Origin of the sequence: Pseudomonas sp. DY-1 (assembly GCF_003626975.1) — a bacterium.
Lineage (GTDB): Bacteria > Pseudomonadota > Gammaproteobacteria > Pseudomonadales > Pseudomonadaceae > Metapseudomonas.
The window spans coordinates 5,311,239-5,335,426 of sequence record NZ_CP032616.1 but is presented as its reverse complement, the minus strand read 5'-3'; the positions used below and the strand labels follow the sequence as shown (position 1 = coordinate 5,335,426).

The following is a 24,188-nucleotide window of genomic DNA, read 5'->3' as shown; positions in this document are numbered from 1 at the left end:
CTCTCCCAAAGGGAGAGGGGACAGTTCGCGCCGGAGCTTAGCGACGTGCTTTTCCTGTGGGGGCGATGTCAATTGCTGAGCAAGGCACAGCCCTGCCCTACGGCTGCTCCAGCGCGTGCACCAGCGCCTTCAGAAACCTCGCCGCCTCGCCACCGGTGACGGCCCGGTGGTCGAAAGTCAGCGACAGCGGCAGCACCGGGTGGATATCCACCTTGCCCTGCCAGGCCACTACCTCGTCGCGGATGCCGCCCGCACCGATGATCGCCACCTGGGGCGGAACCACCACGGGATTGGCGTAGCGGCCAAACAGGGTGCCGAAGTTGGACAGGGTAATGGTGGCGCCCATCATTTCCTGCGGCGGGATGGAGCGTGCCTTCACGTCCGCCCGCAGGCGCGACATGCCCTCCTTCAGGTCTTCCGCGCTGCGCCCGCCCACATTGCGCAACACCGGTACGAAGAGCCCGTCGGGGGTATCGACTGCGATACCGAGGTCGAGCTTGTCGTGCTGGCGGATGGAAAGGGCGCGGCCGTCGAACCAGCTGTTGAGGATCGGCTCCACCTCACAGGCCGCGGCAATGGCCTTGCCCAGGCGGATCAGCGGGTCACGGGCTTCCGGCCAACGGTGCAGGTCGGCGTCACCGAAGATGGTCACCGGCACCACTTCGGCGTGGGAACGCGCCATGTTGATCGCCATGCTGCGGCGCACACCTCGCAGCCGCTCACCGCCGAAGCTGTCGCGGGCGCTTTGCGCGGCCTGCTCCACATCGGCGCGGGTCACCAGGCCATCCGGGCCACTGCCGGCCAGGGCCGCAAGCTCCACGCCCATTTGCCGGGCAAGCTGGCGAACAGCGGGAGTGGCGCGAGGCGCCAGGTGTTCACGGGTGGAGGGCGCGGCGCCGACGAAGAAGCTGTCGGCCTGAGCATTGCCGCCACCTTCCAGGCGACCGACCACGGTTCCGGCGTCGGCATCTTCCCCCTCATAACCGAGCAAGGGTTCGCCGACATGGAGGATGTCGCCCTCCTTGCCGAACGTCTTCGCTACCACGCCATCGTGGGGCGCCGGGATGTCCACCAGGGCCTTGGCGGTTTCCACCGAGACGAGCAACTGGTCAGCCTTGACGCTGTCCCCCGCCTTCACGTGCCACTGGACGATTTCCGCTTCCTGCAGACCTTCGCCCAGGTCGGGCAGTTTGAAGTATTTCATCGTGCACTCCTCAGGCGTAGTTCAGCACCAGGTCGCAGGCCGCGAGAATGTCTTCCGGGCTGGGGATATAGAGCTGTTCCAGGCGATACAACGGTGGCGGAATGTCCGGTGCGGTGACTCGCTGGATCGGCGCCTGCAGGTCGAGCAGCACGCGCTCGTAAAGACTGGCGGCGATCTCTGCGCCCACACCGCAACTGCGCGGTGCTTCGTGGACGATCACGCAACGGCCGGTCTTGCGCACCGAGGCTTCCAGGGTGTCGAGATCCAGCGGCTTGATGCTGGCGACATCTATGACCTCGGCAGACACGCCCTGCCCTTCCAGCCTGGCGGCGGCCTGCAGCGTTTCATGGACGCTGGCGCCCCAGCTGACAAGGGTGATGTCCGAACCTTCGCGCAGGGTGAAGCAGCTATCCAGCGGCAGGCGCTTGCCGTCGTCGATGATGGGTTGCGGGTTCATCCGGTAGAGCCGGGTAGGTTCGAGGAAGATCACCGGGTCCGGATCGTCGATGGCCGCCAACAGGAGTCCGTAGGCCCGTGCCGGTGACGACGGGATCACGACTCGCAGGCCGGGGATATGCGCGAACAAGGCCTCTGTGCTTTCGCTGTGATGTTCCGGCGCACGGATGCCGGCGCCCATGGGGCTACGCAGCACCAGCGGGCAGGTAAGCCGGCCACGGGTGCGGCAGCGGAGGCGACTGGCGTGGGATACCAGATGCTCCATGGCGGCGTAGATAAAGCCGAGAAACTGGATCTCCATCACCGGCTTCAGGCCCTGGGCGGCCATGCCCACAGCCAGTCCGCCGATCATGGCTTCGGCCAGCGGCGTGTCGATTACCCGCTTGAATCCGAAGCGGTCGCGCAGGCCGAGGGTGGCGCGGAACACGCCGCCGTTGACGCCCACGTCTTCCCCCAGGATCACGACGTTCTCGTCTTCCTGCATGGCACGGTGCAGGGCCATGTTCACGGCTTCCAGCAGGGCACGTTTTTCGATGGTGGCGTTGAGGTTACTCATGATCCTGTTCCTCCCTGCGGGCGACCCGTTCAAGGAGCATTTCGCGCTGCTCGCCAAGGGCGGCCGGCCAGCGCGCATAGACGTGGTCGAGCACCGACTCGACTGGCTGGACGCCGGCGCCTTCGAAGTTATCCACAGCGACCTGCACCTGGCGCTGGCAGTCGGCGATCAGCGCCTGTTCGCGCCCTTCGTCCCAGACCTTGTGACTGGCGAGGAAGGCCTGCATGCGCTTGATGGGCTCGTCCTGCCAGGCCGCCTTGACCTCCTCGGCACTGCGGTAGCGGGTGGCGTCGTCGGCGGTGGTGTGGTCACCGAGACGGTAGCTGATGCACTCCAGCAGCACCGGCCCCTTGCCGTGTCGCGCACGATCCAGCGCCCATTGCATGCGGTCGTAGACGGCAAGCACGTCGTTGCCATCCACCTGTTCGCCATGGAAGCCGGCACCGATGGCCTTTTGCGCCAGGGTGGGCGCGCCGCTCTGGATACGCCGGGGCACGGAAATCGCCCACTGGTTGTTGTTCACCACGAAGACCACCGGCAGCTGCCAGGCACCGGCCACATTAAGGGCTTCGAGGAAATCGCCCTTGCTGGTGGCGCCATCGCCACAGGTGGTTACCACGGCGCGATGCTGGCCGCGGATCTTGATTGCCGTCGCCACGCCGCAGGCATGCAGGGACTGGGTGGCGATGGGCACGCAGATGGGGAAGTCCTCTTTCGAGCGCGGGTCCTGGAAATCACTGCCACGTTCGTCGCCACCCCAGTAGAGAAGGATTTCCTCCATGCGCACGCCACGCATCAGTTGCACGGCGGTGTCACGGTAGTAAGGCACCAGCACGTCCTCACTCTGCATCAGGCTGCCGATGGCAACGCCAATGGCTTCCTGGCCGAGTGTCGGCGCGTAGGTACCGATGCGGCCGGTGCGTTGCAGGGCCACCGCCTTCTGGTCGAACAGGCGGGTCAGCACCATGCGGCGGTAAAGGTCGGTGAGCAGGTTGAAGTCGTCGGCCCAGACCGGCAGCTCGCCGACCAGGTGTCCCTCAGGGTCGAGGAAGCGCGTATAGGGCAATTCGATTCGATTGGACATGGCATCTCTCCTTACACCTTGTGGGTGCCTGTCGAGGCCCGGGGCTTGTGGCGCCGGGAGCGTGCGGGCCGGACCGCTGGTTGGCGGTCGCTCAGCCAAATAGCAGGCGTTCGGCCAGGGCGTCGGCGACCCGCGCGGGGGATCGCTTGTCGGCCTGGGCGTGCGCGTATATCTCGGTAAGGCGCTGGCTGATCCGCGACAGGTGCGCGGTGATCGCCGGCAGACTTTCGCCCTTGTGCTTGAGCGCGACGTAGATGAGCCCGCCGGAGTTGATCACGTAGTCCGGCGCGTAGAGGATGCCGCGCGCTTCCATCTCGTCGGCGATATCGGGGCTGGCGAGCTGGTTGTTGGCCGCTCCGGCAACCGCCGCGCAACGCAACTGCCCCACGGTCTGGGCGTTGAGCACGCCGCCCAGACCGCAGGGCGCAAGAATGTCGCAAGGCGTGGTCAGGAACGCATCGCTGGCCACCGGATGGGCGCCAAGCTGTTCCATCGCCAGTTGCACGCGGCCGGCGTCCAGGTCGCTGACCAGCAGTTCAGCACCCACCGCATGGAGCTGTTCGGCGAGGGCGTAACCGACATGGCCGAGCCCCTGCACGGCGACGCGCAGGCCTTCCAGGTCATCGCTGCCAAGGCGCGCATGGGCCGTGGCGCGAATCCCGGCAAACACGCCAAGCGCGGTGTGCGGCGAGGGGTCGCCGGCAGCGGTGGTGCTGGTGACGTGCCCGGTCTGCTGGGCGATGCAGTCCATGTCGGCGCTGGAGGTACCGCTGTCCACGGCAGTGATGTAGCGGCCACTCAAGGACTCGATCATGCGCCCGAAGGCTTCGAACAACGCGGCGCGGTCATTCACATGGGAAGGCCGGATGATCACAGCCTTGCCGCCGCCCTGGTCAAGGCCGGCCAGGGCGGCCTTGTAGCTCATGCCCTGGGCGAGGCGGATCGCATCGCGAATGGCACTTTCATCATCCGGGTAGGCGAGATAGCGACAACCGCCCAAGGCTGGGCCGAGGCGAGTGTTATGGATGGCGATGATGGCCTTGAGTCCGGTGGCGGGATCATTGGCGAGGTGCAACGCCTCCAGCCGGGCGGTTTCCATCATGGCGAACATGGCGGGCTCCCTTCCTGACGTTACGGCCAGTATAGGCCGAGCTTCGCCGTCCGCCCCCTCGCATCCGGGCATAAGCCTGGCCATCGAGATAACCGCTATTCGCGCCACTACTGGACGAAAATCAACCAGTTGACTACAAGGAATCAACCCGTCGGAGATACCCATGGACCCGCGCCAACACTGTCTAGCCTGCCTCGAACGCGACCCTCCAGCGATGCTGGAGGCGGCGCTGTGGATTGCCGCCGAACACGATCCGAGACTGGAGCCCGGACAAGTGCTGCGTGACTTCGGCGCACTGCTGCAACTGGTCGCTGCCGGCTTGCCACAACTGCCGCCGACGGAGTTGGCGCAACCCCTGTTGCGGCGTCTGAACGAACTGGACTTTCACGAAGACGACGAAACGCCCCTTCGTCCGCGGGCTGCACTGCTGCCTCAGGTGCTGGCAACGCGACGTGGCCAGCCGCTGTCCTTGGCGCTGATCGCCCTGGAACTGGCCTCCCGGTTGGGCATTCCGCTGGTCGGGGTCAACTTCCCGGGCCACTTCCTGCTACGTGTGCCGAGCGCCGATCACCTGCTCGACCCGTGCAGCGGGCGCCGGCTCTATACCCGTGACTGCCGGGATCTGCTGATACGCGTTCAAGGCCCGCAGGCCGATCTCAAAGCCGTGCACCTGCAGACCGCCAGCCCCGGAGACATGATCCAGCGTCTGTCACGCAACCTCAGCCAGCTACACCGCGAGGCCGGCGAGTTCCTCGCTGCCCTGAAAGACGCCGAGCGCGTATTACTGCTTGGCCCGCCGAACATGCACGACCATCTGGCGCGCGCCGACATCTACCATCGTCTGGATTGCCCGCAGGCCGAGCGCTACGACCTTGAGCGCGCCCTGCTGCTCTGCGACAACCCGACCCAGCACCTGCAACTTGCTCAGCGCCTGCGCAGGCTGGGGCATGTTCAAGCCCTGCATTGAAGGCCACCCTCTGGCTCGGGCATGCTTTGGGCTTCCCCTCGCCGTGACCGCCTCATGAGTTCGCACGATCAAGCTGCCGATCCCCTGACCACCGCCACCCGTGACGTGGTGATGCGCTACCACCTTAGCTGGAAAGCCCGTGACATCGAGGCCGTGCTCGCGCTCTACCACCCCGAGGTGGAATACAACGACTTCTTCCAGAACCGCTGCATGCGCCGCGAAGACCTCCGCGACTACCTGATCGCCACCATGCCCAGCGGCCCGGAAGACTTCCTCGAGCACAACGACCGCATCCGCATCGATGGGGACACCGCATTCATCCAGTACGCCATCAGCGTCGCCGGCGGTGGCACGTTCCGCGCCAGTGAAGCCATCACCGTGCGCGACGGACTGATCTGGCGGATCAACGAATACGCCCTGCTGGTACAACCCGCTGCCCAGCCCGGCAAGGCCCAGTCGCCGCGCCCGGCGGCCAGCCGTCTTGGCCTTTCGGCACGCCAACTGGGCATGCTGGCGCGGGACATCGAGGAGTACTTCCAGCGCTCCCAGCCCTACCTCGACCCGAGCCTGGACCTGCACCAGGTAGCGAACGCCACCGGCTACACCCGTAACCAGATTTCCTACCTGCTCAACCAGATGCTTGGCCAGAGCTTCTACCAGTACGTCAACCAGGCCCGCCTGCAGCACTTGCTCGAACTGCTGAAAACCGCCCTGCCGCCGGTTCGAATCGACGAACTGGCCTTCAGCGCCGGTTTCAATTCCCTTTCGGCGTTCTATCGCTGCTTCCGTCAGCACACCGGCCAATCACCCAAGGCCTATCTCAAGCAACACCCCAAATCGTAGGGTGCGCTACGCGCACCGAGCAGAGTTCAGCCCCGCACCGGGGTTCTGGTGTGCACGGCGCCCCCTGCGACAGGGCATGTGCAACCAGCACATTCCCAGCGTGCCCGCGCACACGACAAGCGCCCTGCCACCCTCTAGCCTTGCCAGCCACGACAACCTGCCAACGGGGACCTGCCTATGCCGAACTGGCGCCAAATCAGCCTGTGGATGGACACGCTCGACGAAGACCTCAAGCCACGACCGGCGCTGGCGGGATCGCTCGAAGTGGATGTGGCGATCATCGGCGCCGGTTACACCGGACTGTGGACGGCCTATTACCTGAAGCGCCAGGCCCCGGAGCTGAAGATCGCCATCGTCGAGGCGCAGTTCGCCGGCTTCGGCGCCAGTGGCCGTAATGGCGGCTGGCTGATGGGCAACCTGCTGGGCGAGGACCGCGCCCTGGCACCGCTGCCTGCTGACGTGCGCAAGGCGTCCTTCGACCTGCTGCACGGCATTCCCGATGAAGTGGCCGAAGTGCTGCAACGCGAAGGCATCGATTGCCACTTCCGCAAGGGCGGCATCCTTTACTGCGCCGCCCGCTATCCGGAGCAGGAAAAGCGTCTGCGCGACCAACTGGCGGACCTGCATGCCGAAGGCCTCAGCGAAGCCGACTACCGCTGGATGAGCCCCGAAGAGTTGAATGGCCAGCTCCGTGTGGCCAACCCCTACGGCGGCATCCATACCCCGCACTGCGCCACCATCCAGCCGGCCCGGCTGGTGCGCGGACTGGCCCGGGCGGTGGAGCGCATGGGTGTGCAACTGTTCGAGCAGAGCCCAGCCACTCACTGGCAACCAGGACTGGTGCGCACCGCGCAGGGCGAGCTCAAGGCGCATTGGGTAGTGTCTGCCATCGAAGGCTACGCCGCCAGCCTGCCCCCGCTGGGCAAATACCAGTTGCCGGTACAGAGCCTGCTCATCGCCACGGAACCACTAAGCGACGCGCAATGGGCGGAGATCGGCCTGGGACACGGCCAGGCGTTCAGCGAGAGCAGCCGCCAGGTCACTTATGCACAACGCACCGCGGACAACCGCCTGGCCTTCGGCGCACGGGGCGGCTATCGCTTCGGCGGCCGCTTGCGGGAGGACTTCCAGCTCACCGACGACGAAGTCGGCCTGCGTCGTTACCTGCTCGGCGAACTCTTCCCGCAGTTGCGCAACGTGGGCATCACCCATAGCTGGGGTGGCAACCTGGGCATGGCGCGGCGCTTCCGTCCGCACATGCTGGTGGACCGCAGGAACGGCATCGCGCTGTCCGGCGGCTACGGCGGCGAAGGTGTCGGCGCCAGCAACCTGGGCGGTCGCACCCTGGCCGACCTGATCCTCGGCAAGGAAACCCTGCTCACCCGCCAGCCCTGGGTCTTGGGCGACGGCCCATTGGAGCGCCTCAGCACCTGGGAGCCGGAACCCTGCCGCTGGCTCGGTTACAACGCCATCATCCGCAGCTTCGTCCACGAAGACCGGGTGCTGGCCAATCCTCACAGCGCGCCCTGGCGCCGCGCCATGGCGCTGAAGCTGGCCAACCTCATGGAAGGCCTGATGCGCTGAGCCGCGCGAAACATTACTGCACCCATTCGCGAGCAGAGCTCGCACACCCAGGCATTTGCGGAGCCAACGACATGAAAGCCACCTTGCTGCAGAACACCCACGAGATGCCCCTGTCCGCTCCTAGCCCGGTCGCGGTGCCGATCGACGAGCCCGTGCCGCACACCCGCGTGCATTCGGTGGAGCGCACCGACAGCGTGGAAACCGGCGTCTGGGAATGCAGCCCCGGTCGTTTCCGCCGGCAGATCGTCGAGCAGGAGTTCTGCCATTTCACCCACGGCAGCTGCACCTTCACCCCGGACGGTGGCGAGCCCATCGAGATCAAGGCAGGCGACGCCCTGCTGCTGCCGGCCAACAGCCTGGGCATCTGGGATGTGAAGGAAACCCTGCGCAAGACGTACGTGATCATCTCGCGCTGATCAAGCTGGCCTCCAGGCAGGGCTGCGCCCTGCTTGGCGAATGAATTAGCCCCTACAGCGTTCCATCGAAATCAATCGCTGAAACTGCCGTGCCGCCCCTGCCCCGCCTTGAAGGAGCGCGCGCCGGCCAATGTTTCCCCGCTGCGGATAACCTCCATCCCTCCCGCGAATTCGTTGGCGATGGCCGCCTCGAACGGCAGCTCCCACTGGGCATAGGCGCTGGCTCGGTCAGCCAGCATGCAGCGTTGAGGAAAGGCCGCAATCGCATGGGCCAGCTCCTCGGCTGCGGCACGGGCCTGCCCTTTTGGGACGACTCGATTGGCCAGGCCGATTGCCAGGGCTTCCTGTGACTTCACCGGGCGTCCAGTAAGGATCAGGTCCAGCGCCCTGCCCTGGCCGACGATGCGTGGCAGACGCACCGTGCCGCCGTCGATCAGCGGCACGCCGAAACGTCGGCAGAACACCCCGAACACCGCGTCCTCGGCCATTACCCGCATATCCGCTACCAGGGCCAACTCCAATCCCCCCGCCACTGCATGGCCTTCGACGGCTGCGATGAGCGGCTTCGCCAGTTGCATTCGGCTCGGTCCCATCGGGCCGTCACCCTCGGTTTCCAGGCGATTGCGCCGCGCACCGTCTTCCGCCACCGCACCCAGGTCAGCCCCGGCGCAGAAGGTGCCGCCCGCCCCGGTAAGCACTGCGACCCGAGCCTCCTCATCCGCCTCGAACGCACGCAGTGCTGCCGCCAGGGCATCGGCGGTAGGACGGTCCACGGCATTGCGCACATCGGGGCGGTCGATGATGAGCGTGGTGACCGGACCGTTCTTCTCGACTTTGACGTTCATGGGGGGCTCCTGGGTCTGGCAGATGGAGGGGCAGTTTTCTTGTGGGAGATTCATTCGCGAAGATGCTGCGCGGCAGCCCCCTTGGGCACTCCGTAGGGCAGGCCTGTGGCCTGCATCGCAAATGAACTCGTTCCCACATAATGAAAAAGGCCGGCAACAAGGCCGGCCTTCAACATAGTGCTTCACCGAAGGAATGTTCAGCCCACTGGCGGAACTGCCCCGGTGAACGGCGGGATCAGAGGGCGTACTTCTGCAGGTTGGCCATCATCTCGCGGAGGGCTTCGACGTTGTCCGCCGGGTGCGCGGCGCCTTCGAAGTCGCAGATGGTCTTCCAGTTGGCCGCCACGTCCTCGGCGTCGAAGCCGGCCTTGGGATCGAAGCCAAAGCCCAGGCTACGCTCCCAGCGCACCTTGCCGATCCAGCCACCGCCGACTTCGAACAGGCCGGAAGTTTCCTGGCATTGCTCGCTGCCCAGGAATACCACCAGCGGGCTGACCAGTTCAGGCTTCAGCTGTTCGAACACCTGCGGTGGAATCAGCCCTTCGGTCATGCGGGTACCACCGGTTGGGGCGATGGCGTTGACCAGGATGTTGTTCTTGCGGCCTTCGATGGCCAGGTTGCGGGTCAGGCCGTAGAGGCCGAGCTTGGCCATGCCGTAGTTGGACTGGCCGAAGTTGCCATAGATGCCCGAGGTGGACGAGGTGAAGATGACGCGGCCGTAGTTCTGCTCGCGCAGGTGCGGCCAGGCGGCGCGAGTGACCTTGTAGGCGCCTTCGACATGGACTTTGTAGACCAGCTCCCAGTCGGCGTCTTCCATCTTGTGGAAGGTCTTGTCGCGCAGGATGCCGGCGTTGTTCACCACCACATCGACGCGGCCGAAGTGATCGAGGGCGGCCTGGACGATCTTCTCGCCATCGGTCACCGAGTCATGGCTGGCCACGGCGGTGCCGCCGGCTTCGCGAATCTCCGCCACCACACGGTCGGCCGCCGAGGCGTTGGCACCCTCACCGTGGGTGCTGCCACCCAGGTCGTTGACCACCACCCGGGCGCCGTGCCGGGCGAAATTCAGCGCGTGGGCGCGGCCAAGGCCACCACCGGCGCCGGTGACGATTACGACTTTGTCTTGGAAGCGGATTGCATCGCTCATTGGCTGGGCTCCTCGGCACGCCTGGGTATCCGCCGAGTCTCCGGCAGCTCAACCGGACCCACAAGAATCGGAGCCGCCATGAATGGTGCCCGATAAGGGCAACGCTACTTGATGGGAATGAACAGGCAACCGTGCGGCCGCAGTTTGAACAACCACCAGTGATAGCTGTGGCAGAGCAGCGCCAGCAGCCCGGCGCCCAGCAGGCAAGCGCCGGCGGCGAGCCAGCTCCACCAGCCGGGCTGGCGCAGTACCGCGTAACCAATCAGGCTGATGCCGGCGATGAGCAGCAGGGCGGCGGCAGCCGGTCCCAGGTTACGAATGACGGGATAGAGGAACACCAGGAAACGGAACAGCATGATCGAGCCTCGATGGCGCCGGGCAACCCGTGCCCGGCCAATGGATGAGGCCGGAAATGCTAGTGCTACGCCGCCAGCAACTGGAGGCGAGCAAGTCCGATTCGTCTGTGGGAAATGCCGCTATCGGCCTCGATCATGAAACGCCAGGAAGTGCTCCAGCACCTGTTCCGGCGCCTCTGTCTGTGGATAGTGGCCAATACCTTCGAGCAACACGGTATTGGCGTCCGGAATCAGCTCCCGATAACGCGCGACCATGTGCGCACCGGAGATGGGGTCCACCGCACCATCGATCACCTGCAGCGGCACACCGCCCTTCTGCATGGCCGCCACCCAGCGGTCACGCTGTTGGCGACGCTCAGGGATGTAGTGGATCAGCCGGTGCATGACCGCTGGGCCATCCTGCTCGGCGATAAGTCGCCAGAAATCATCCAGCTCCGCTTCACTGCGTTGGGTGTATGGCCCGAACACCTGGGCGAAGCTGGCGGCCAGCTTGCGGCGGGAGAACAACCGCCCGACCAGCCCACCGATGGGGCTCAGCAGCAGTTTCTGCACCAGCACCGGCCGGTGGGTTTCCGGAAACAGGCCGCCATTGAGGAAGACGCAGCTGGCCAGGTTGAAACGCCCTTCGTGGTGCCGCGCCAGCAGCTCCTGGGCGACGCTGTCGCCGTAGTCATGAGCGAGCAGATGCACTGGCCCGGTTACGTCCAGATGGGCGAGCAGCGCCTGCTTGAGGTCCGCCTGCTCCAACAGGCGGTAGTCATGGCCGCGGGGCTTGGCCGAATAACCGAAGCCGAGCATGTCGCAGGCGATGACGCGAAAGCGCCTGGCCAGCGGCGCCCAGAGGTAGTGCCAATCCCAGGAGGCGGTGGGAAAGCCGTGTATCAGCAACAGCGGCTCGCCCTCCCCTGCCGTCCAGTAGCGAATGCGCTGGCCCCGGAAGTCCATGTCCCTCGCCTGGGCGCGCCAGTCGCCCAGGCAAATGCCGGACAGGCCTTTACTGGGCATAACCGGGGAACTGCTGATCGAGCTTGCGCAGCAGGGCTGGCCAGGGCAAGGCACCGCCCATGCCGGTGGAGCTTTTCATCACCCCGGCGATCATTGCACTGGCGCCGTCGAGAATCTGCTGCGGGATATGGATGAGCTCACCACCACCGGACTGGGCCATCACCTGGATTTCGCAGGCGCGCTGCAGGGTGAACATGCCGAGGAAGGCGTCGGCGATGCTGCCAAAGGCGGTGAGCAGGCCGTGGTTGGGCAGGATCATGAAGTTGGCCTGACCGAGGTCGGCCTGCAGGCGGGCTTTCTCATCGTGGTTCAGTGCGACGCCTTCGTAGCCGTGGTAGGCGAGGCTGGCGAGGACGAACAGCGATTGCTGAGACAGCGGCAGCAGACCCTGCTTCTGCGCCGACACGGCGATACCAGCGGCGGTATGGATGTGCAGCACGCAGCCCACATCCGGGCGTACTTCGTGCACCGCGCTGTGGATGGTGTAGCCGGCCGGATTGATGTCGTAGGGGCTGTCCATCAGCTTGTTGCCGGCCAGGTCGATCTTCACCAGGCTGGACGCGGTGATCTCATGGAACATCAGCCCGTAGGGGTTGATCAGGAAATCCTCGGTGCCGGGAACCTTGGCGGAGATGTGGGTGAAGATCAGGTCGTCCCAGCCGTACAGGGCGATCAGGCGGTAGCAGGCGGCCAGATCGACACGGGTCTGCCATTCGGCTGCGGACACCTGGTCCTTGAGGTTGAGTGACGGGAGAGCTTGGGCGGCTGTCATGGCGAAACCTCGTTGTTGTTATGTGTGCGAGGAGTCTAGCCATGGGCTGCCGCGGCGATAGTCGCCTTGGCAGCCAGCTTAATGGCCTTGCGAGTCAGATCAGCGATGCCACCAATGGCGCGGCGAACAGATTGAGCAGGCCCATAAGGACCATCACAAGACCGGCCACGGTGCCCTCTTCGCGGCCCACTTCCTGGGCCCGGCTGACGCCCGCGCCGTGAGCGCCAACGCCGAACAACGCACCGCGGGCCAGCGCACTGCGCAGGGGCAGCCAGCGGATCAGCAGGCTGCCGGCGAGCGCGCCGAATACCCCGGTGAGCATGACGAAGACCGCCGTCAGCTCGGGCACGCCGCCCAGGTCCTGGGCCACCGGCATGGCGAAGGGCGTGGTGATGGAACGCGGCACCAGCGACAGGCTCACCTCGGACTCCAACGCCAGGGCATTGGCCAGCCACCAGGAGCTGGCAATAGCGACCGCGCTCCCGGCCAGCATGCCCAGAAGCAGCGCCGCCCAATGACGGGCAAGCAAGGTGCGCTGTTGCCAGATGGGCACGGCGAAGGCCACGGTAGCCGGGCCCAGCAGCAACATCAGCCAGTGGGTTGCCCCGGCGTACTCGGCGTAGGCGGTGTGTAGCGGAACGGCCACGACGAGCAGCAGCGCGGGCACGAAGATCAGCGGCGACAGCAGGTAGCGGCCGGTGCGCCGGTACATCCAGCGGCTGGCCAGGTAGCCGATGAGCGTCAGCGCCAGCCAGAACCAGGACATGGGCTCAATGTTCATGGCGCACCCTCCAGCGGCAAACGAATTCAACCGTCAGCGCGGTGGCCAGCATGACCAGCAGGGTGCTGGCGCCGATCACCAGAAGTATGCGCAGTCCGTCCGCGCGCAGCAGCGCTCCGTAGTCCAGCAGGCTCATCAGGGCCGGAATGAAGAACAGCAGCATCTCGGCCATCAGCAGTCCGGCACCCAGTTGCAGCGCCGCGGGCTTTACCCAGCCGGTGGCAAAGGCCGACAACAGCAGGCCGAGGCCGATCACGCCACCGGGAATCGGCCAACCCAGCACCGTCGCCAGTTTGCCGCCCAGGGCGTAGAGACCCAGGAGAACGACGAGTTCGGCGGCGAGGCGAGTGATATGGAGCAGGCGGGAACGGTTCATGGCGGTGACCCTCGGTACTGGTGGCCAGCTTAGGTCCGCGCCTATCATCCCAAAAGCGAATTATTCGACTTGTAGCCATTCGATATTGGAATAGCCATGGAATTCCGCCAGTTACGCAGCTTCGTAGAGGTCGTCCGTCAGGGCGGCTTCACCCAGGCCGGCAAAACCCTGCATGCCACCCAATCCACCGTCAGCAAACAGGTGGCCCAGCTTGAACAGCGGCTGGGCGTACAGTTGCTGGAGCGAAGTGGCCCGCATCTGCGCCTGACCGACGCCGGAGCCGTGGTGCTGCGCCACGCCGAAGACATGCTGCGCCAGCGCCAGGACCTGCATAGCGAGCTGGATGACCTCAGCCAGCTGCGCCGGGGTGAACTGCGCCTGGGGTTGCCGCTGCTGGGCGGTGAAGTGCTGTTCGCCGAATTGTTCGCCGAATACCGACGGCGCTACCCGAACATCGTGGTGCGCTTGCAGGAAGGCGGCAGCAAGCTGATGGAAGAGGCGCTGCTGCAGGGGGAACTCGAACTGGCTGGCAGCCTGACGCCCAGCGATCCGGTGCTGGAGTACCAGCCCTTCTGCAACGAACCACTGGATGTCCTCGTACCCGAGAGCCATCCGCTGGTAGGCGAGACAAGCCTTGCCCTTGCGCAATTGGCCGACTCGCCGTTCCTGCTCTACCAGCAGAGCTTCACCCTCAATGACCGATTGCTGCTGGCCTGCCGCCAGGCCGGCTTCACTCCGCGCGAAGTGGGCCGAAGTGGCCAGGCAGATTTCCTCGCCGCGCTGGTGGCTGCTGGTCAGGGTGTGGTGCTGCTTCCGCGCATCGTCGCCCGCCCGCTGCAACGTCCTGGCCTGCGCCTGGTTCCGCTGCGCGAACCGGACCTGCGCTGGGACATCGCCTTCGTCTGGCGACGCGGCGCCTACCTGTCACGGGCCGCACAGGCGTGGCTGGAGCTGTTGCGGGAATATTCGCCGCTGGGGCGAGACGAAACCTTATAGGGCGCGGAGTTTTTCGTAGGTTGGCGTAGAGCGCAGCGAAACCCAACGCTGCGGCTCCTGTGCCTTGCCGCGTTGGGCCTCGTGGGCTCGGACCAACCTGCGAGTACGCTGCGGCTGACTGACAGGGAATCTTCCACAGCACAAGCAAGGCAGGTTCAGAGCAGTTCGCGATCCAGCAACGGCCAGTCCTGCTGCGCCTGCGGATCGTCTGCCAGCAGGCGGAAGCCGGCGAACTCGAAGCCTGGCGCCACATTGCAGCCCACCAGGGTATAGGCGCCGAGGGCGCGGGCGGCCTGCCAGGCGTGGGCGGGTACGGAACGCTGGGGCAGGCTGCCCTCCGCGACCGGGCCGAGGATTTCCCGGCGAACCTCTTCCGGAGAATCGGCAACCAGCAGTTCCAGCGGTTCGCCTTCATAGAAGTGCCAGATCTCGTCGGCATCCACCCGGTGCCAGCGGCTCACGCCGCCCTGCGGCAACAGGAAGAAAATGGCTGACGATGCCGCTCGGCCACCTGGCAGGGTGATGGCCGACTCGAACACCCGGCGGTAGAAACCTCCCTCCGGGTGCGGCAGCAGTTGCAGTTCGCGGATCAGCTGTTCAGCGCGCGGATGCATCAGGCTTTCAGCGCAACGACGACACTGTTCAGCCAGGGCTCGGCATCCAGTTCCGGCGTGACGGTTTCGCTGGCATCCAGGCGCTGCATCTCCACCACTTCACGCAGGCCCAGTTCGGCATAGAGTTCGCGCATCATCTCGCCGCCGCCGCAGAACAGGTCGTAGCTGGAATCGCCCAGGGCGAGGATGGCGCCAGCGCGGCCACGCCAGTTGGGCAGGCGGTCGCGCAGCTCGGCGTAGAGGGGCAGCAAGTTGTCCGGCAGTTCGCCCATGCCCGTGGTGGCGGTCACAGTAAGCAGCGCCTCGGGGTCGAAGGCGATCAGGTCGTCCAGGCTCACCCGCGGCAAGTAGTGAGCGTCGAGGCCGGCGGCCTTGAACAGCTTTTCTGCGTGACGGGCGACTTCTTCGGCGGTGCCGTAGACCGAGCCGGACAGGATGGCGACTTTCATGGGTACTCCGAGTCTGGGGCGAAATGCCGCGCATTATGCCGCAACTGGCAGCGGGCGCAGGATGCCTTAGACTGCTTCCGGTCAGGTCGAACGAGCCGAAAAAATGATCAATGCCAAGCTGCTGCAACTGGTAATAGACGCCTCCAACGATGGCATCGTGGTCGCCGAGCAGGAAGGCGAAGACAATATCCTGATTTATGCCAATGCCGCCTTCGAACGCCTGACCGGTTACTCCCGCGACGAAATCCTTTATCAGGACTGTCGTTTCCTCCAGGGCAAGGACCGCAACCAGCTGGGCCTGGCCGCCATTCGCCAGGCGATCCGCAATGGCCAGCCGAGCCGGCAGATCCTACGTAACTACCGCAAGGACGGCAGTCCCTTCTGGAACGAGCTGTCGATTACCCCGGTTCTGAACGAGTCCGACCAACTCACCTACTTCATCGGCATCCAGAAAGATGTCACCGAACAGGTGGAAGCTCGTCAGCGGGTGCGTGAACTGGAAGCGGAGTTGGCCAGCCTCAAGGCCGAGCTGGCGGCCTTGAAAGGCTGAAAAAAACCGGTAGCCCAAGAAGGGTGAACAAATCGGCCACCGGTAGCGCAGACAAAATCTGTACAAAACAAATTTATGTACAAGTTATTGTATAGAATTTGATCAGCACGCCAGCAAGGGGTTGCTGGACTCTTCCTGCCGAACGGTCGCTTGAAGCGCAGCGTGTCGGGCCGCTAGCCGGCCAGCAGCCTTAGCCTCGATGAATTCGGCGAAAGACGGGCGAAAGCAGCTTCAGGTATCCAGGTGACCGGAAAGGAACTGCCGCAGGCGCCGCTGCATCAGTCGTCCCTCGCTGCCGAGGCAGGCGACGGGCGTGCCGTCGAGCTCCTCGCTCATCAGGTCGGAGGTATCGCCGGCCAGGGCCAGAGGACAGTCCAGGCCCTGGGCCAGCCGGGTGAGTTGCTGGCCAAGGTCATCGTCCGGCGGCTGGTTGGAGAACAGCACCATGGCCTGGGGCTGCAGCTTGCCGCAAACCATCTCCAGCTCGGCCAGCGGCTGGCCCAGGCCAAGCACGCTGACGGCCACCTCGCTGCTGCCAAGCAACAGGCCGGCCACCAGCAGCTCCAGTTCACGCCCCTGCCCTGGCAACGGCGCCAGCAGCACGCGCTGCTGTTGGCCACTGCGGGCCAGTTGCAGACGCTGCAGGACGCGGGCGCGGAGAAAGCTGTCGAAAAAGACCCACTCGCTGCCACGGCCGAACTCATCCTGGCGCAGCAACAGTGCCTGCCAGACCGGCATCAGCACATCGGCGAAGGCCACATGCAGGGGATAGGTGGAGAACACCTGGCCGTAGACCCGTTCCAGCTCCGCCTCGTCCAGGGTGGACAAGGCCTTGTGCACCTGGGCGCGCCGCTCGCTCCACTCCCCTGCGGCCGCTTCGTGGTGAACCGGCGCCACCGGCACCTTCGCCGCGTGGCTACGGGCCAGCAGCTTGCCCACCTTGCTCACCGAGACGCCGCGCTCGATCCAGGCGAGGATGCTGCGCACCGCCTCGACATCCGCCATTGAATAGAGGCGGTGACCGCTGTCGGTGCGCGTCGGCTGGATCAGCCCGTAGCGCCGTTCCCAGGCCCGCAGGGTGACCGGGTTAACGCCCGTCAGGCGCGAAACTTCCCGAATCGGGAAGAGTTCTTCCTGTTTCAGGGCGCGGGATGCGAGGGATGCACCGGATTCGGTCATGGCAGGCAATCGTCAGGGGAAAGATTCACGCAGTTTAAACCTTGCGGCGGGGATTCCAATTGGCCGCAGGCCACGGAAAGCGCGCTACGACCCGCCAGTCATCCTTCACGCTGGCGCTTTGTTGAAAAAACGGAATAATCCTTGCCTCTTTTTTTGCGCAGCCCACCACCCCGGCGCTGCGTGATGTGCCACAGCCCTACCCGGGCGGGCACCCGGTTGCAAGGAGATACACGATGTCTGCCGATCCCGTCACCCTGATGGTGGCCCGCCGCGTCGCCCGCGAGCGCTACCACGACTTCATGGCCTGGCTGCGCGAAGGCGAGCAACTGGCCGCCGACTTTCCCGGCTATCTCGGTTCGGGCGTACTGGCGCCGCCGCCGGATGACGACGAATTCCAGATGATCTTCCGCTTCACCGACGAGCCGACCATGACCGCCTGGGAGCACTCCGCTTCGCGTCGCGCCTGGCTGGAACGCGGCACCGGCTTGTTCGAGCAACCCCAAGAACATCGCGCCCTGGGCCTGGATGCCTGGTTCGGCAAGGCCGAACAGCGCCCGCCCCGCTGGAAGCAGAGCGTGGCCATCTGGCTGGCCTTCTTCCCGGTATCCCTGGCCTTCAACCTGCTGTTCGAAGGCGCGCTGGGTGACCTGCCGCTGGCCCTGCGGATCCTGATCAGCACCCTGGCGCTGACGCCACTCATGACTTATTGGTTCATCCCGCTCTCCACCCGCCTGCTGGCCCCGTGGCTGCAAGGCGGTCGGGAATCCATGGCACGCGGTGCGGCGGCGGTGCAACCACGCTGAGCCCGCTCTTCTGGAAATTTGTACAAGCCCCACCCCTGGTATAACGTGGCCGGCCATAGTCCTCAGATTTCGAGGCGTAAATGAGCCGCCCCACCGCCCCCATCCTGATCACCGGCGCCAGCCAGCGCATTGGCCTCTACTGCGCCGAGCGCCTGCTGGACGACGGCCAGCCGGTGATCATCAGCTACCGCACCGAACGTGACGGCGTCCGGCACCTGCGCCAACGCGGTGCCGTGACGCTGCAGGCGGACTTCGCCAGCGAAGTCGGGATCCTTGCCTTCATCGACTCGCTCAAAGCCTGCACCAACAGCCTGCGCGCCATCATCCACAACGCCTCGGACTGGCTCACGGAAGCGCCCGGCCATGAGGCCGAGGCCTTCCAGCGGATGTTCAGCGTGCACATGCTGGCGCCCTACCTGATCAACCTGCAGTGCGAGGAACTGCTGCGCCGCAGCAGCCCGGCCGACATCATCCACCTCAGTGACGACGTGGCGCGCCGTGGCAGCGAAAAGCGTATCGCCTACTGCGCCAGCAAGGCCGGGCTGGACAATCTGACACTGTCCTTCGCCGCGCGCTTTGCCCCGCACATCAAGGTCAACGGAATTGCTCCAGCACTGGTGATGTTCAATGCCGATGACGATGACGCTTACCGCAAGAAGACCCTGGCCAAGTCGGCGCTGGGCATCGAGCCCGGCCCGCAGGTCGTCTACCAGGGCCTGCGTTACCTCCTGGACAACTCCTACGTCACCGGAACGACCCTGACCCTGAACGGCGGCCGCCACCTCAAGTAGGCGCCACAAGGACTGCCACCATGAGCGATGAACTGAACCGGCACTATCGGGAAATCCTGCTTGGCCTGGGCGAAGACCCGGACCGTGAAGGCCTGCGCGATACGCCCAAGCGCGCGGCCAAGGCCATGCGCTACCTGTGTCACGGCTATGAACAGAGCCTGGACGAAATCGTCAACGGTGCCCTCTTCGCCTCGAACAACGACGAGATGGTGACGGTCAAGGACATCGAGCTTTATTCCCTCTGCGAACACCACCTGCTGCCCTTCATCGGCAAGGCCCATGTGGCGTACATTCCCACCGGCAAGGTGCTGGGGCTGTCGAAGGTCGCGCGCATCGTCGACATGTTCGCGCGCAGGCTGCAGATCCAGGAGAACCTCACCCGCCAGATCGCCGAAGCGGTGCAGCAGGTGACCGGTGCCGCCGGCGTCGCGGTGGTGATCGAAGCCCAGCACATGTGCATGATGATGCGCGGCGTGGAAAAGCAGAACTCGGTGATGAGCACCTCAGTGATGCTGGGCGCCTTCAGGGAGTCCCAGAATACCCGCCACGAATTCCTGAAACTGATCGGACGGAGCAACTAGAGAATGCCGAGACTGGAGCCCGGAATGGCGCGAATTCGCGTCAAGGACCTGCGCCTGCGCACCTTCATCGGAATCAAGGAGGAGGAAATCCTCAACAAGCAGGATGTGCTGATCAATCTCACCATCCTCTACCCGGCTGCCGAGGCAGTGCGCGACAACGACATCGACCACGCGCTGAACTACCGCACCATTACCAAGGCGATCATCCGCCACGTCGAGGAAAACCGCTTCGCCTTGCTGGAGCGCCTGACCCAGGAAATCCTCGACCTGGTGATGGCCAACCCGAGCGTGCGCTATGCCGAGGTGGAGGTGGATAAGCCCCATGCGTTGCGCTTCGCCGAGTCGGTATCGATCACCCTGTCCAGCCATAGATGAGTCTTTGATCGGACCTGTTTGCCGGTGCCACGGAGGGCTCTTATCATGCCGGCCACTCCCTCCCGAAAGCCCCAGGAGAATCCTGCCATGACCGAGCAAGAACGCCTTGAACTTGAGGCCGCCGCCTTCCGCAGTCTGGTGCAACACCTGCGTAGCCGCCCCGATGTACAGAACATCGACCTGATGAACCTCGCCGGCTTCTGTCGCAACTGCCTGTCGAAGTGGTACAAGGCCGCCGCCGACGATCTGGGCCTGGAGGTCACTCCGGACCAGGCACGCGAAGAGATCTACGGCATGCCCTACGCCGACTGGAAAGCCAAGTACCAGAAAGAAGCCAGCGCCGAGCAGCAAACGGCCTTCAACAAAGCGAACAAAGAATGACCAATTTGAACGACTTCCGCGCCCGCCTGCATAGCGACCAGCACGTCTTCGCCGACACCCTGGCGTTCATCGCCGATGGTTACGACTACCAGCAGAGCGCCTTCACCAACGGCGCGGTGGAAAACGCCTCCGGCCAGAACGAAGGCTCCTGCAAGACCCTTGGCCTTGCGCTGCTGGAAGGTTTCAGCCTGGAAGAAACCCTGCTGGCTTTCGGCGAGCACTACCGCGCAGTGCTGGCCACCCCGGAAGGCACTGACCACGGCAATATCCGCGCTTTGATGAATACCGGCCTGGCGGGTGTGCGCTTCGAGCGCCAGTCGCTGCAACGCAAGGCCTGACTCCCCCCGCCGCCCCTTCCGGGGCGGCTTTCTTACGCTTTAGCTTCCGTTCTCTGTCAGCAATGGCTGACATCAATTCGCCACTCAAACGCGTAGGATTCTCATCAGATAGCTGTGGAGCTACCGGAATCCCCACAGGAACAGCACCACTCTCTGCCGGAGCGCACGGATGCAGCAATCCCTCGTATGGAAGCCCCTGACGACGCCCGGCGTGGAAAGCCTGCGCCTGTCCACGGATGAAACCGGTATCCATGCCAGCAGCCACCTGATCCAGAACCGCAATGGCCAAAGCATCGCCGCCGCCTATGTGCTGGACAGCGACCCGCGCTGGCGCTTTCGCCATCTCTGGCTGAAGGTGGAGAACCTGGGATCTCGCAGCCTGCGCCTGAGCCGTGACATCCGCGGCCGCTGGATGCTCGATGGCCAGCACCGCCGCGACCTCGACCAATGCCAGCTGGTGATGCTCTCCGGCACACCCTTCACCCACACGCCGGCGCTGCATCGCTGCGACCTGGGAACGGGCCAGAGCGAACAATTGCACGTTGCCTACATCGACCTGTCGAGCATGCGCGTGGAAGCCCGCCGCATGCGCTACCACTGCCTTCGCCAGCAACCCCAGCAAAGCCTGTATCGCTGCGAGGCGGAAGGCCGCAAGGCGATCGAATTGACCGTGGACCGGCAATCCCTGCTGCTGGAAGCCCAGGGCCTGTACCAGCGCATGAGCGCGCGGACCCTGTCGCTGAATACCTGGGTTTGATCCGTAGCGGAGCGGTGCCCGGCCCTGCAAGGCAGATCCGGGTCAGGGTTGCGCGCTTCTCCGTAGGGGCGAATTCATTCGCCAGGTAGGCCGAAGGGCTGCCACGCTGGACACCCAGCCGACCTGACGCTTCCCTCTCCCCCCGCTCCTCTCCCAAAGGGCGAGGGGTGACTCACACTGGCCAGGCCCAAACCATCCTGAAGCTCATCTGCAGCTTGACACCGTGAAAGAAAAGTTGGCCTGACACAAAAGAAAAGCCCCGCATTGGCGGGGCTTTTCCTCATCAGGCTGAAACTTAGTGCGCGTCGAGGTAGCGCTCGACGTCCAGGGCGGCCATGCAGCCCGCGCCGGCCGAGGTGATGGCCTGGCGATAGACGTGGTCGGCCACGTCGCCAGCGGCGAACACACCGGGGATACTAGTGGCGGTGGCGTTTCCGTCACGACCGCCATTGACCACCAGATAGCCGTCCTTGAGCGCCAATTGGCCTTCGAACAGCGAGGTGTTCGGGGTATGGCCGATGGCGACGAACAATCCGTCTACCTTCAGCTCGTCAGTGCCGCCATCGTTGCGCTTGAGGCGCACGCCGGTGACGCCCATGTCGTCGCCCAGCACTTCGTCCACTTCGGCATTCAGCCTGAGCTCGATCTTGCCTTCGGCGATGCGCGCTTTCAGCTTGTCCTGGAGAATCTTCTCGGCACGGAAGGTCTCGCGGCGATGCACCAGGGTCACCTTGCTGGCGATGTTGGCCAGGTACAGCGCCTCTTCCACAGCTGTGTTCCCGCCGCCCACCACCGCCACTTCGCGGTTGCGGTAGAAGAAACCGTCGCAGGTGGCGCAGGCGGACACGCCCTTACCCATGAACGCTTGCTCCGAAGGCAGACCCAGGTAACGGGCACTGGCACCGGTGGCGATGATCAGCGCGTCGCAGGTGTACGTGCCGCTATCCCCAACCAGGGTGAAGGGCTTGCCGGCCAGGTCCACAGCGTTGATGTGGTCGAAGACGATCTCGGTCTCGAAACGCTCGGCATGTTCCTGCATGCGCTGCATCAGCGCCGGGCCGGTCAGGCCATGGGGGTCGCCAGGCCAGTTGTCGACCTCTGTGGTGGTGGTCAGTTGCCCGCCCGCCTGCATGCCGGTGATCAGCAGCGGCTTGAGATTGGCACGGGCGGCGTAGACAGCCGCGGAGTAACCGGCAGGACCGGACCCGAGGATGATGACCCGCGAATGGCGTACTTCGGACATGACTGACTCCCGCCCTGCTGGGCATAAAAAGGGGCCACTGCGGCACTTGGGGAAGGCTTTGAATGCAGTGGCCCCGTTGAACCAGGTCTGGCCGTCAACGATCGGCCAGGAATGGGCGCAAGGTTACTAAGGCCCCTTCGATAGCGGAAATACCCGCTCTCAATCCCGGCCATAGGACGCACCTATTGGCGCAACCGCGATCAAATTTGTTCCGAGCCTTTTCCAGGCTTTCCACGGCGCCGGCAAAGCCGTTAAGGTCGGCGCGTTTGCAACCTTGGGGAACCACCATGCCTGCACCCGCACTATCCGGGCCGCAATACCTGGGCGAAGGACTGAAGCTGGTCCTGAGCCCCGGACTGCGCCTGTTCGTCCTGCTGCCGCTGACCGTGAATCTGCTGCTGTTCGCTGCCTTGATCGGCTTCGCGATAGGGGAATTCAGCGGCTGGGTCGATGCCTTCATGCCCAGCCTTCCAGACTGGCTGAGCTTCCTCCAGTACCTGATCTGGCCCCTCTTCGTGCTTCTGGTGCTGGTCATGGTGTTCTTCAGCTTCACCATGCTGGCCAACATCATCGCCGCGCCGTTCAACGGCTTCCTCGCGGAAAAGGTGGAAGTGGTGGTTCGTGGCCAGGACGACTTCCCGGCCTTCAGTTGGGCCGAGCTGATGGCGATGATCCCGCGCACCGTGGGCCGCGAGCTGCGCAAGCTGGCCTACTTCCTCCCGCGTGCCGGAGCCCTGCTGATCCTGTCCTTCGTTCCGGGGGTGAACCTGCTGGCCGCCCCGCTGTGGATCGTTTTTGGTATCTGGATGATGGCGGTGCAGTACATCGACTACCCGGCGGACAACCACAAGCTGGGCTGGAACGAGATGCTCGCCTGGCTGCGCGAGAAGCGCTGGCAGAGCCTGGGTTTTGGCGGCATCACCTACCTGGCGCTGATGATTCCCTTCGTGAACATCCTGATGATGCCGGCTGCCGTGGCCGGCGCCACGCTGTTCTGGGTACGAGAGCAGGGCGACCTGGCCCTGCAGAAACAATCCGGCCAGTTGGTTCGCTGAACCGTCCGGCCGCACGAGCGGCGGGCCCCGGTCACATCGGGGCCTGCCATGCGCACGCTGCTGATCATGCCTGAATATTGATCGGATTCTCCCTCGCTTGTCGCTCCTCCTCCGCTTCCTTGGCCTGCATCTCCATCTTCTGCTGGAAGCGCTCGGCGATTTCCTTCTCCACCGCCTCCTGCTGCTCCGGCGGCATGGCGTCGAGTTCTTCCTGGGTCAGCCCCATCTCCGCGAGGATGGCATCGCGCATCTTCTCGGCCGGTGACTTGTCCATGTACTCCTGGAATTTCTCCACCGCAGTCTTGCCACCCAACCCCAGGTCGGCCGGCAGGTCCTTGTTGCTCATTTGCAACTTCCCAGCGGAGTTCTGTAGCTCCACCCGCATTCGGGCAAAGCCCTCCTCGGTTGCCTGCCAGGCCCGGTAGTCGCGCTCCGAGCCGGGAGACGCAGTGCGTCGAGGCTCCTCCCTGGTGTTGATCCCAAAGGGATCCTCACTCTCCTTTGAAGATTTGCTGTTACGGAATCCAAGGCCGGACAAGGCGCTGCCCGCACCAGCCCCGCCGATCGAGTTGA

General features: G+C 64.7%; 30 protein-coding genes. 14 read left to right on the top strand and 16 right to left on the bottom strand.

Translation table 11 applies throughout. The features are described from left to right. Positions 1-97 precede the first annotated feature (97 nt). The 4 genes from D6Z43_RS25090 to D6Z43_RS25075 form a co-directional block, all read right to left on the bottom strand. On the bottom strand, positions 98-1,204 hold the full coding sequence (locus D6Z43_RS25090; protein WP_120654695.1) for a dihydrolipoamide acetyltransferase family protein: 1,107 nt from the start codon (positions 1,202-1,204) through the stop codon (positions 98-100). 10 nt (positions 1,205-1,214) lie between these two features. Further along, the gene (locus tag D6Z43_RS25085; RefSeq protein WP_120654694.1) at positions 1,215-2,216 is read right to left on the bottom strand and encodes an alpha-ketoacid dehydrogenase subunit beta; all 1,002 of its coding nucleotides are present in this window, start codon (positions 2,214-2,216) and stop codon (positions 1,215-1,217) included. After that, positions 2,209-3,300, bottom strand: a complete 1,092-nt coding sequence (pdhA, locus tag D6Z43_RS25080) for a pyruvate dehydrogenase (acetyl-transferring) E1 component subunit alpha (protein ID WP_120654693.1) — start codon at positions 3,298-3,300, stop codon at positions 2,209-2,211. The genes D6Z43_RS25085 and pdhA overlap by 8 nt, the downstream gene beginning before the upstream one ends. 91 nt (positions 3,301-3,391) lie before the next feature. Then, positions 3,392-4,411, bottom strand: a complete 1,020-nt coding sequence (locus tag D6Z43_RS25075; RefSeq protein WP_120654692.1) for a Glu/Leu/Phe/Val dehydrogenase dimerization domain-containing protein — start codon at positions 4,409-4,411, stop codon at positions 3,392-3,394. Positions 4,412-4,574: 163 nt separating this feature from the next. Between D6Z43_RS25075 and D6Z43_RS25070 the strand changes: the two genes are divergently transcribed. The 4 genes from D6Z43_RS25070 to D6Z43_RS25055 all read left to right on the top strand — a co-directional run bounded on the left by D6Z43_RS25070 (position 4,575) and on the right by D6Z43_RS25055 (position 8,221). Further along, complete coding sequence (locus D6Z43_RS25070; protein WP_120654691.1) at positions 4,575-5,378, top strand: SirB1 family protein; 804 nt, start codon at positions 4,575-4,577, stop codon at positions 5,376-5,378. Positions 5,379-5,489: 111 nt separating this feature from the next. Next, positions 5,490-6,221 (top strand): AraC family transcriptional regulator, encoded by a 732-nt coding sequence (locus D6Z43_RS25065; RefSeq protein ID WP_120655359.1) that lies wholly within the window; start codon positions 5,490-5,492, stop codon positions 6,219-6,221. Between the two features lie 177 nt (positions 6,222-6,398). Further along, complete coding sequence (locus D6Z43_RS25060) at positions 6,399-7,805, top strand: FAD-binding oxidoreductase (RefSeq protein ID WP_120654690.1); 1,407 nt, start codon at positions 6,399-6,401, stop codon at positions 7,803-7,805. A gap of 71 nt (positions 7,806-7,876) precedes the next feature. After that, positions 7,877-8,221 carry a cupin domain-containing protein gene (locus D6Z43_RS25055; protein ID WP_120654689.1) on the top strand — a complete coding sequence of 115 codons (345 nt, stop codon included), beginning with the start codon at positions 7,877-7,879 and terminating at the stop codon, positions 8,219-8,221. 71 nt (positions 8,222-8,292) lie between these two features. Here D6Z43_RS25055 and D6Z43_RS25050 read toward each other — a convergent pair whose 3' ends face one another. The 7 genes from D6Z43_RS25050 to D6Z43_RS25020 all read right to left on the bottom strand — a co-directional run bounded on the left by D6Z43_RS25050 (position 8,293) and on the right by D6Z43_RS25020 (position 13,503). Beyond that, positions 8,293-9,066 (bottom strand): crotonase/enoyl-CoA hydratase family protein, encoded by a 774-nt coding sequence (locus D6Z43_RS25050; protein WP_120654688.1) that lies wholly within the window; start codon positions 9,064-9,066, stop codon positions 8,293-8,295. A gap of 235 nt (positions 9,067-9,301) precedes the next feature. Beyond that, positions 9,302-10,213: an SDR family oxidoreductase gene (locus tag D6Z43_RS25045; RefSeq protein ID WP_120654687.1), complete on the bottom strand. Its 912-nt coding sequence runs from the start codon at positions 10,211-10,213 to the stop codon at positions 9,302-9,304. 104 nt (positions 10,214-10,317) lie between these two features. Then, on the bottom strand, positions 10,318-10,569 hold the full coding sequence (locus D6Z43_RS25040; RefSeq protein ID WP_120654686.1) for a hypothetical protein: 252 nt from the start codon (positions 10,567-10,569) through the stop codon (positions 10,318-10,320). Between the two features lie 120 nt (positions 10,570-10,689). Continuing rightward, positions 10,690-11,574 (bottom strand): alpha/beta fold hydrolase, encoded by an 885-nt coding sequence (locus tag D6Z43_RS25035; protein WP_120654685.1) that lies wholly within the window; start codon positions 11,572-11,574, stop codon positions 10,690-10,692. Then, positions 11,564-12,346, bottom strand: coding sequence for a class II aldolase/adducin family protein (locus D6Z43_RS25030; RefSeq protein ID WP_120654684.1), 783 nt, complete (start codon positions 12,344-12,346; stop codon positions 11,564-11,566). Before D6Z43_RS25030 ends, D6Z43_RS25035 begins: the two co-directional genes overlap by 11 nt. Before the next feature lie 94 nt (positions 12,347-12,440). Further along, a complete protein-coding gene (locus D6Z43_RS25025) occupies positions 12,441-13,127 on the bottom strand; it encodes an LrgB family protein (RefSeq protein ID WP_120654683.1) in 687 nt (228 codons plus the stop codon). After that, entirely contained in the window at positions 13,117-13,503 is a 387-nt protein-coding gene (locus D6Z43_RS25020) for a CidA/LrgA family protein (protein ID WP_120654682.1), read from the bottom strand. Before D6Z43_RS25020 ends, D6Z43_RS25025 begins: the two co-directional genes overlap by 11 nt. 96 nt (positions 13,504-13,599) lie before the next feature. Between D6Z43_RS25020 and D6Z43_RS25015 the strand changes: the two genes are divergently transcribed. Further along, positions 13,600-14,499, top strand: coding sequence for a LysR family transcriptional regulator (locus D6Z43_RS25015; RefSeq protein ID WP_120654681.1), 900 nt, complete (start codon positions 13,600-13,602; stop codon positions 14,497-14,499). A 155-nt stretch (positions 14,500-14,654) separates the two neighbouring features. Here the strand turns inward: D6Z43_RS25015 and D6Z43_RS25010 are convergent, their stop codons facing one another. Next, positions 14,655-15,113 carry a cupin domain-containing protein gene (locus tag D6Z43_RS25010; protein ID WP_120654680.1) on the bottom strand — a complete coding sequence of 153 codons (459 nt, stop codon included), beginning with the start codon at positions 15,111-15,113 and terminating at the stop codon, positions 14,655-14,657. Further along, positions 15,113-15,562, bottom strand: a complete 450-nt coding sequence (locus D6Z43_RS25005; RefSeq protein WP_120654679.1) for a flavodoxin — start codon at positions 15,560-15,562, stop codon at positions 15,113-15,115. Before D6Z43_RS25005 ends, D6Z43_RS25010 begins: the two co-directional genes overlap by 1 nt. Positions 15,563-15,665: 103 nt before the next feature. Between D6Z43_RS25005 and D6Z43_RS25000 the strand changes: the two genes are divergently transcribed. Further along, complete coding sequence (locus tag D6Z43_RS25000; protein ID WP_120654678.1) at positions 15,666-16,112, top strand: PAS domain-containing protein; 447 nt, start codon at positions 15,666-15,668, stop codon at positions 16,110-16,112. Between the two features lie 231 nt (positions 16,113-16,343). Here D6Z43_RS25000 and D6Z43_RS24995 read toward each other — a convergent pair whose 3' ends face one another. Next, positions 16,344-17,291 (bottom strand): MerR family transcriptional regulator, encoded by a 948-nt coding sequence (locus D6Z43_RS24995; protein ID WP_120654677.1) that lies wholly within the window; start codon positions 17,289-17,291, stop codon positions 16,344-16,346. 233 nt (positions 17,292-17,524) lie between these two features. Here D6Z43_RS24995 and D6Z43_RS24990 point away from each other — a divergent pair, with 233 nt between their 5' ends. From D6Z43_RS24990 to D6Z43_RS24960, 7 genes are all read left to right on the top strand, one after another. Then, the gene (locus tag D6Z43_RS24990) at positions 17,525-18,094 is read left to right on the top strand and encodes an antibiotic biosynthesis monooxygenase (RefSeq protein ID WP_120654676.1); all 570 of its coding nucleotides are present in this window, start codon (positions 17,525-17,527) and stop codon (positions 18,092-18,094) included. Between the two features lie 80 nt (positions 18,095-18,174). Further along, complete coding sequence (gene folM, locus D6Z43_RS24985; protein WP_120654675.1) at positions 18,175-18,885, top strand: dihydromonapterin reductase; 711 nt, start codon at positions 18,175-18,177, stop codon at positions 18,883-18,885. Between the two features lie 20 nt (positions 18,886-18,905). Next, positions 18,906-19,466, top strand: coding sequence for a GTP cyclohydrolase I FolE (folE, locus tag D6Z43_RS24980; RefSeq protein WP_120654674.1), 561 nt, complete (start codon positions 18,906-18,908; stop codon positions 19,464-19,466). Positions 19,467-19,469: 3 nt separating this feature from the next. Continuing rightward, complete coding sequence (folX, locus tag D6Z43_RS24975; protein ID WP_120654673.1) at positions 19,470-19,841, top strand: dihydroneopterin triphosphate 2'-epimerase; 372 nt, start codon at positions 19,470-19,472, stop codon at positions 19,839-19,841. 87 nt (positions 19,842-19,928) lie between these two features. Next, positions 19,929-20,222 (top strand): DUF1244 domain-containing protein, encoded by a 294-nt coding sequence (locus tag D6Z43_RS24970; protein WP_120654672.1) that lies wholly within the window; start codon positions 19,929-19,931, stop codon positions 20,220-20,222. After that, positions 20,219-20,560, top strand: a complete 342-nt coding sequence (locus D6Z43_RS24965) for a HopJ type III effector protein (RefSeq protein ID WP_120654671.1) — start codon at positions 20,219-20,221, stop codon at positions 20,558-20,560. The genes D6Z43_RS24970 and D6Z43_RS24965 overlap by 4 nt, the downstream gene beginning before the upstream one ends. Positions 20,561-20,729: 169 nt before the next feature. Beyond that, positions 20,730-21,317, top strand: a complete 588-nt coding sequence (locus tag D6Z43_RS24960) for a putative glycolipid-binding domain-containing protein (protein WP_120654670.1) — start codon at positions 20,730-20,732, stop codon at positions 21,315-21,317. A 295-nt stretch (positions 21,318-21,612) separates the two neighbouring features. Here the strand turns inward: D6Z43_RS24960 and trxB are convergent, their stop codons facing one another. After that, positions 21,613-22,560 (bottom strand): thioredoxin-disulfide reductase, encoded by a 948-nt coding sequence (trxB, locus tag D6Z43_RS24955; protein WP_120654669.1) that lies wholly within the window; start codon positions 22,558-22,560, stop codon positions 21,613-21,615. Between the two features lie 287 nt (positions 22,561-22,847). Between trxB and cysZ the strand changes: the two genes are divergently transcribed. Next, complete coding sequence (cysZ, locus tag D6Z43_RS24950) at positions 22,848-23,615, top strand: sulfate transporter CysZ (protein ID WP_120654668.1); 768 nt, start codon at positions 22,848-22,850, stop codon at positions 23,613-23,615. 64 nt (positions 23,616-23,679) lie between these two features. Here cysZ and D6Z43_RS28065 read toward each other — a convergent pair whose 3' ends face one another. Further along, positions 23,680-23,961, bottom strand: coding sequence for a hypothetical protein (locus D6Z43_RS28065; RefSeq protein ID WP_174235592.1), 282 nt, complete (start codon positions 23,959-23,961; stop codon positions 23,680-23,682). Positions 23,962-24,188: the final 227 nt, after the last annotated feature.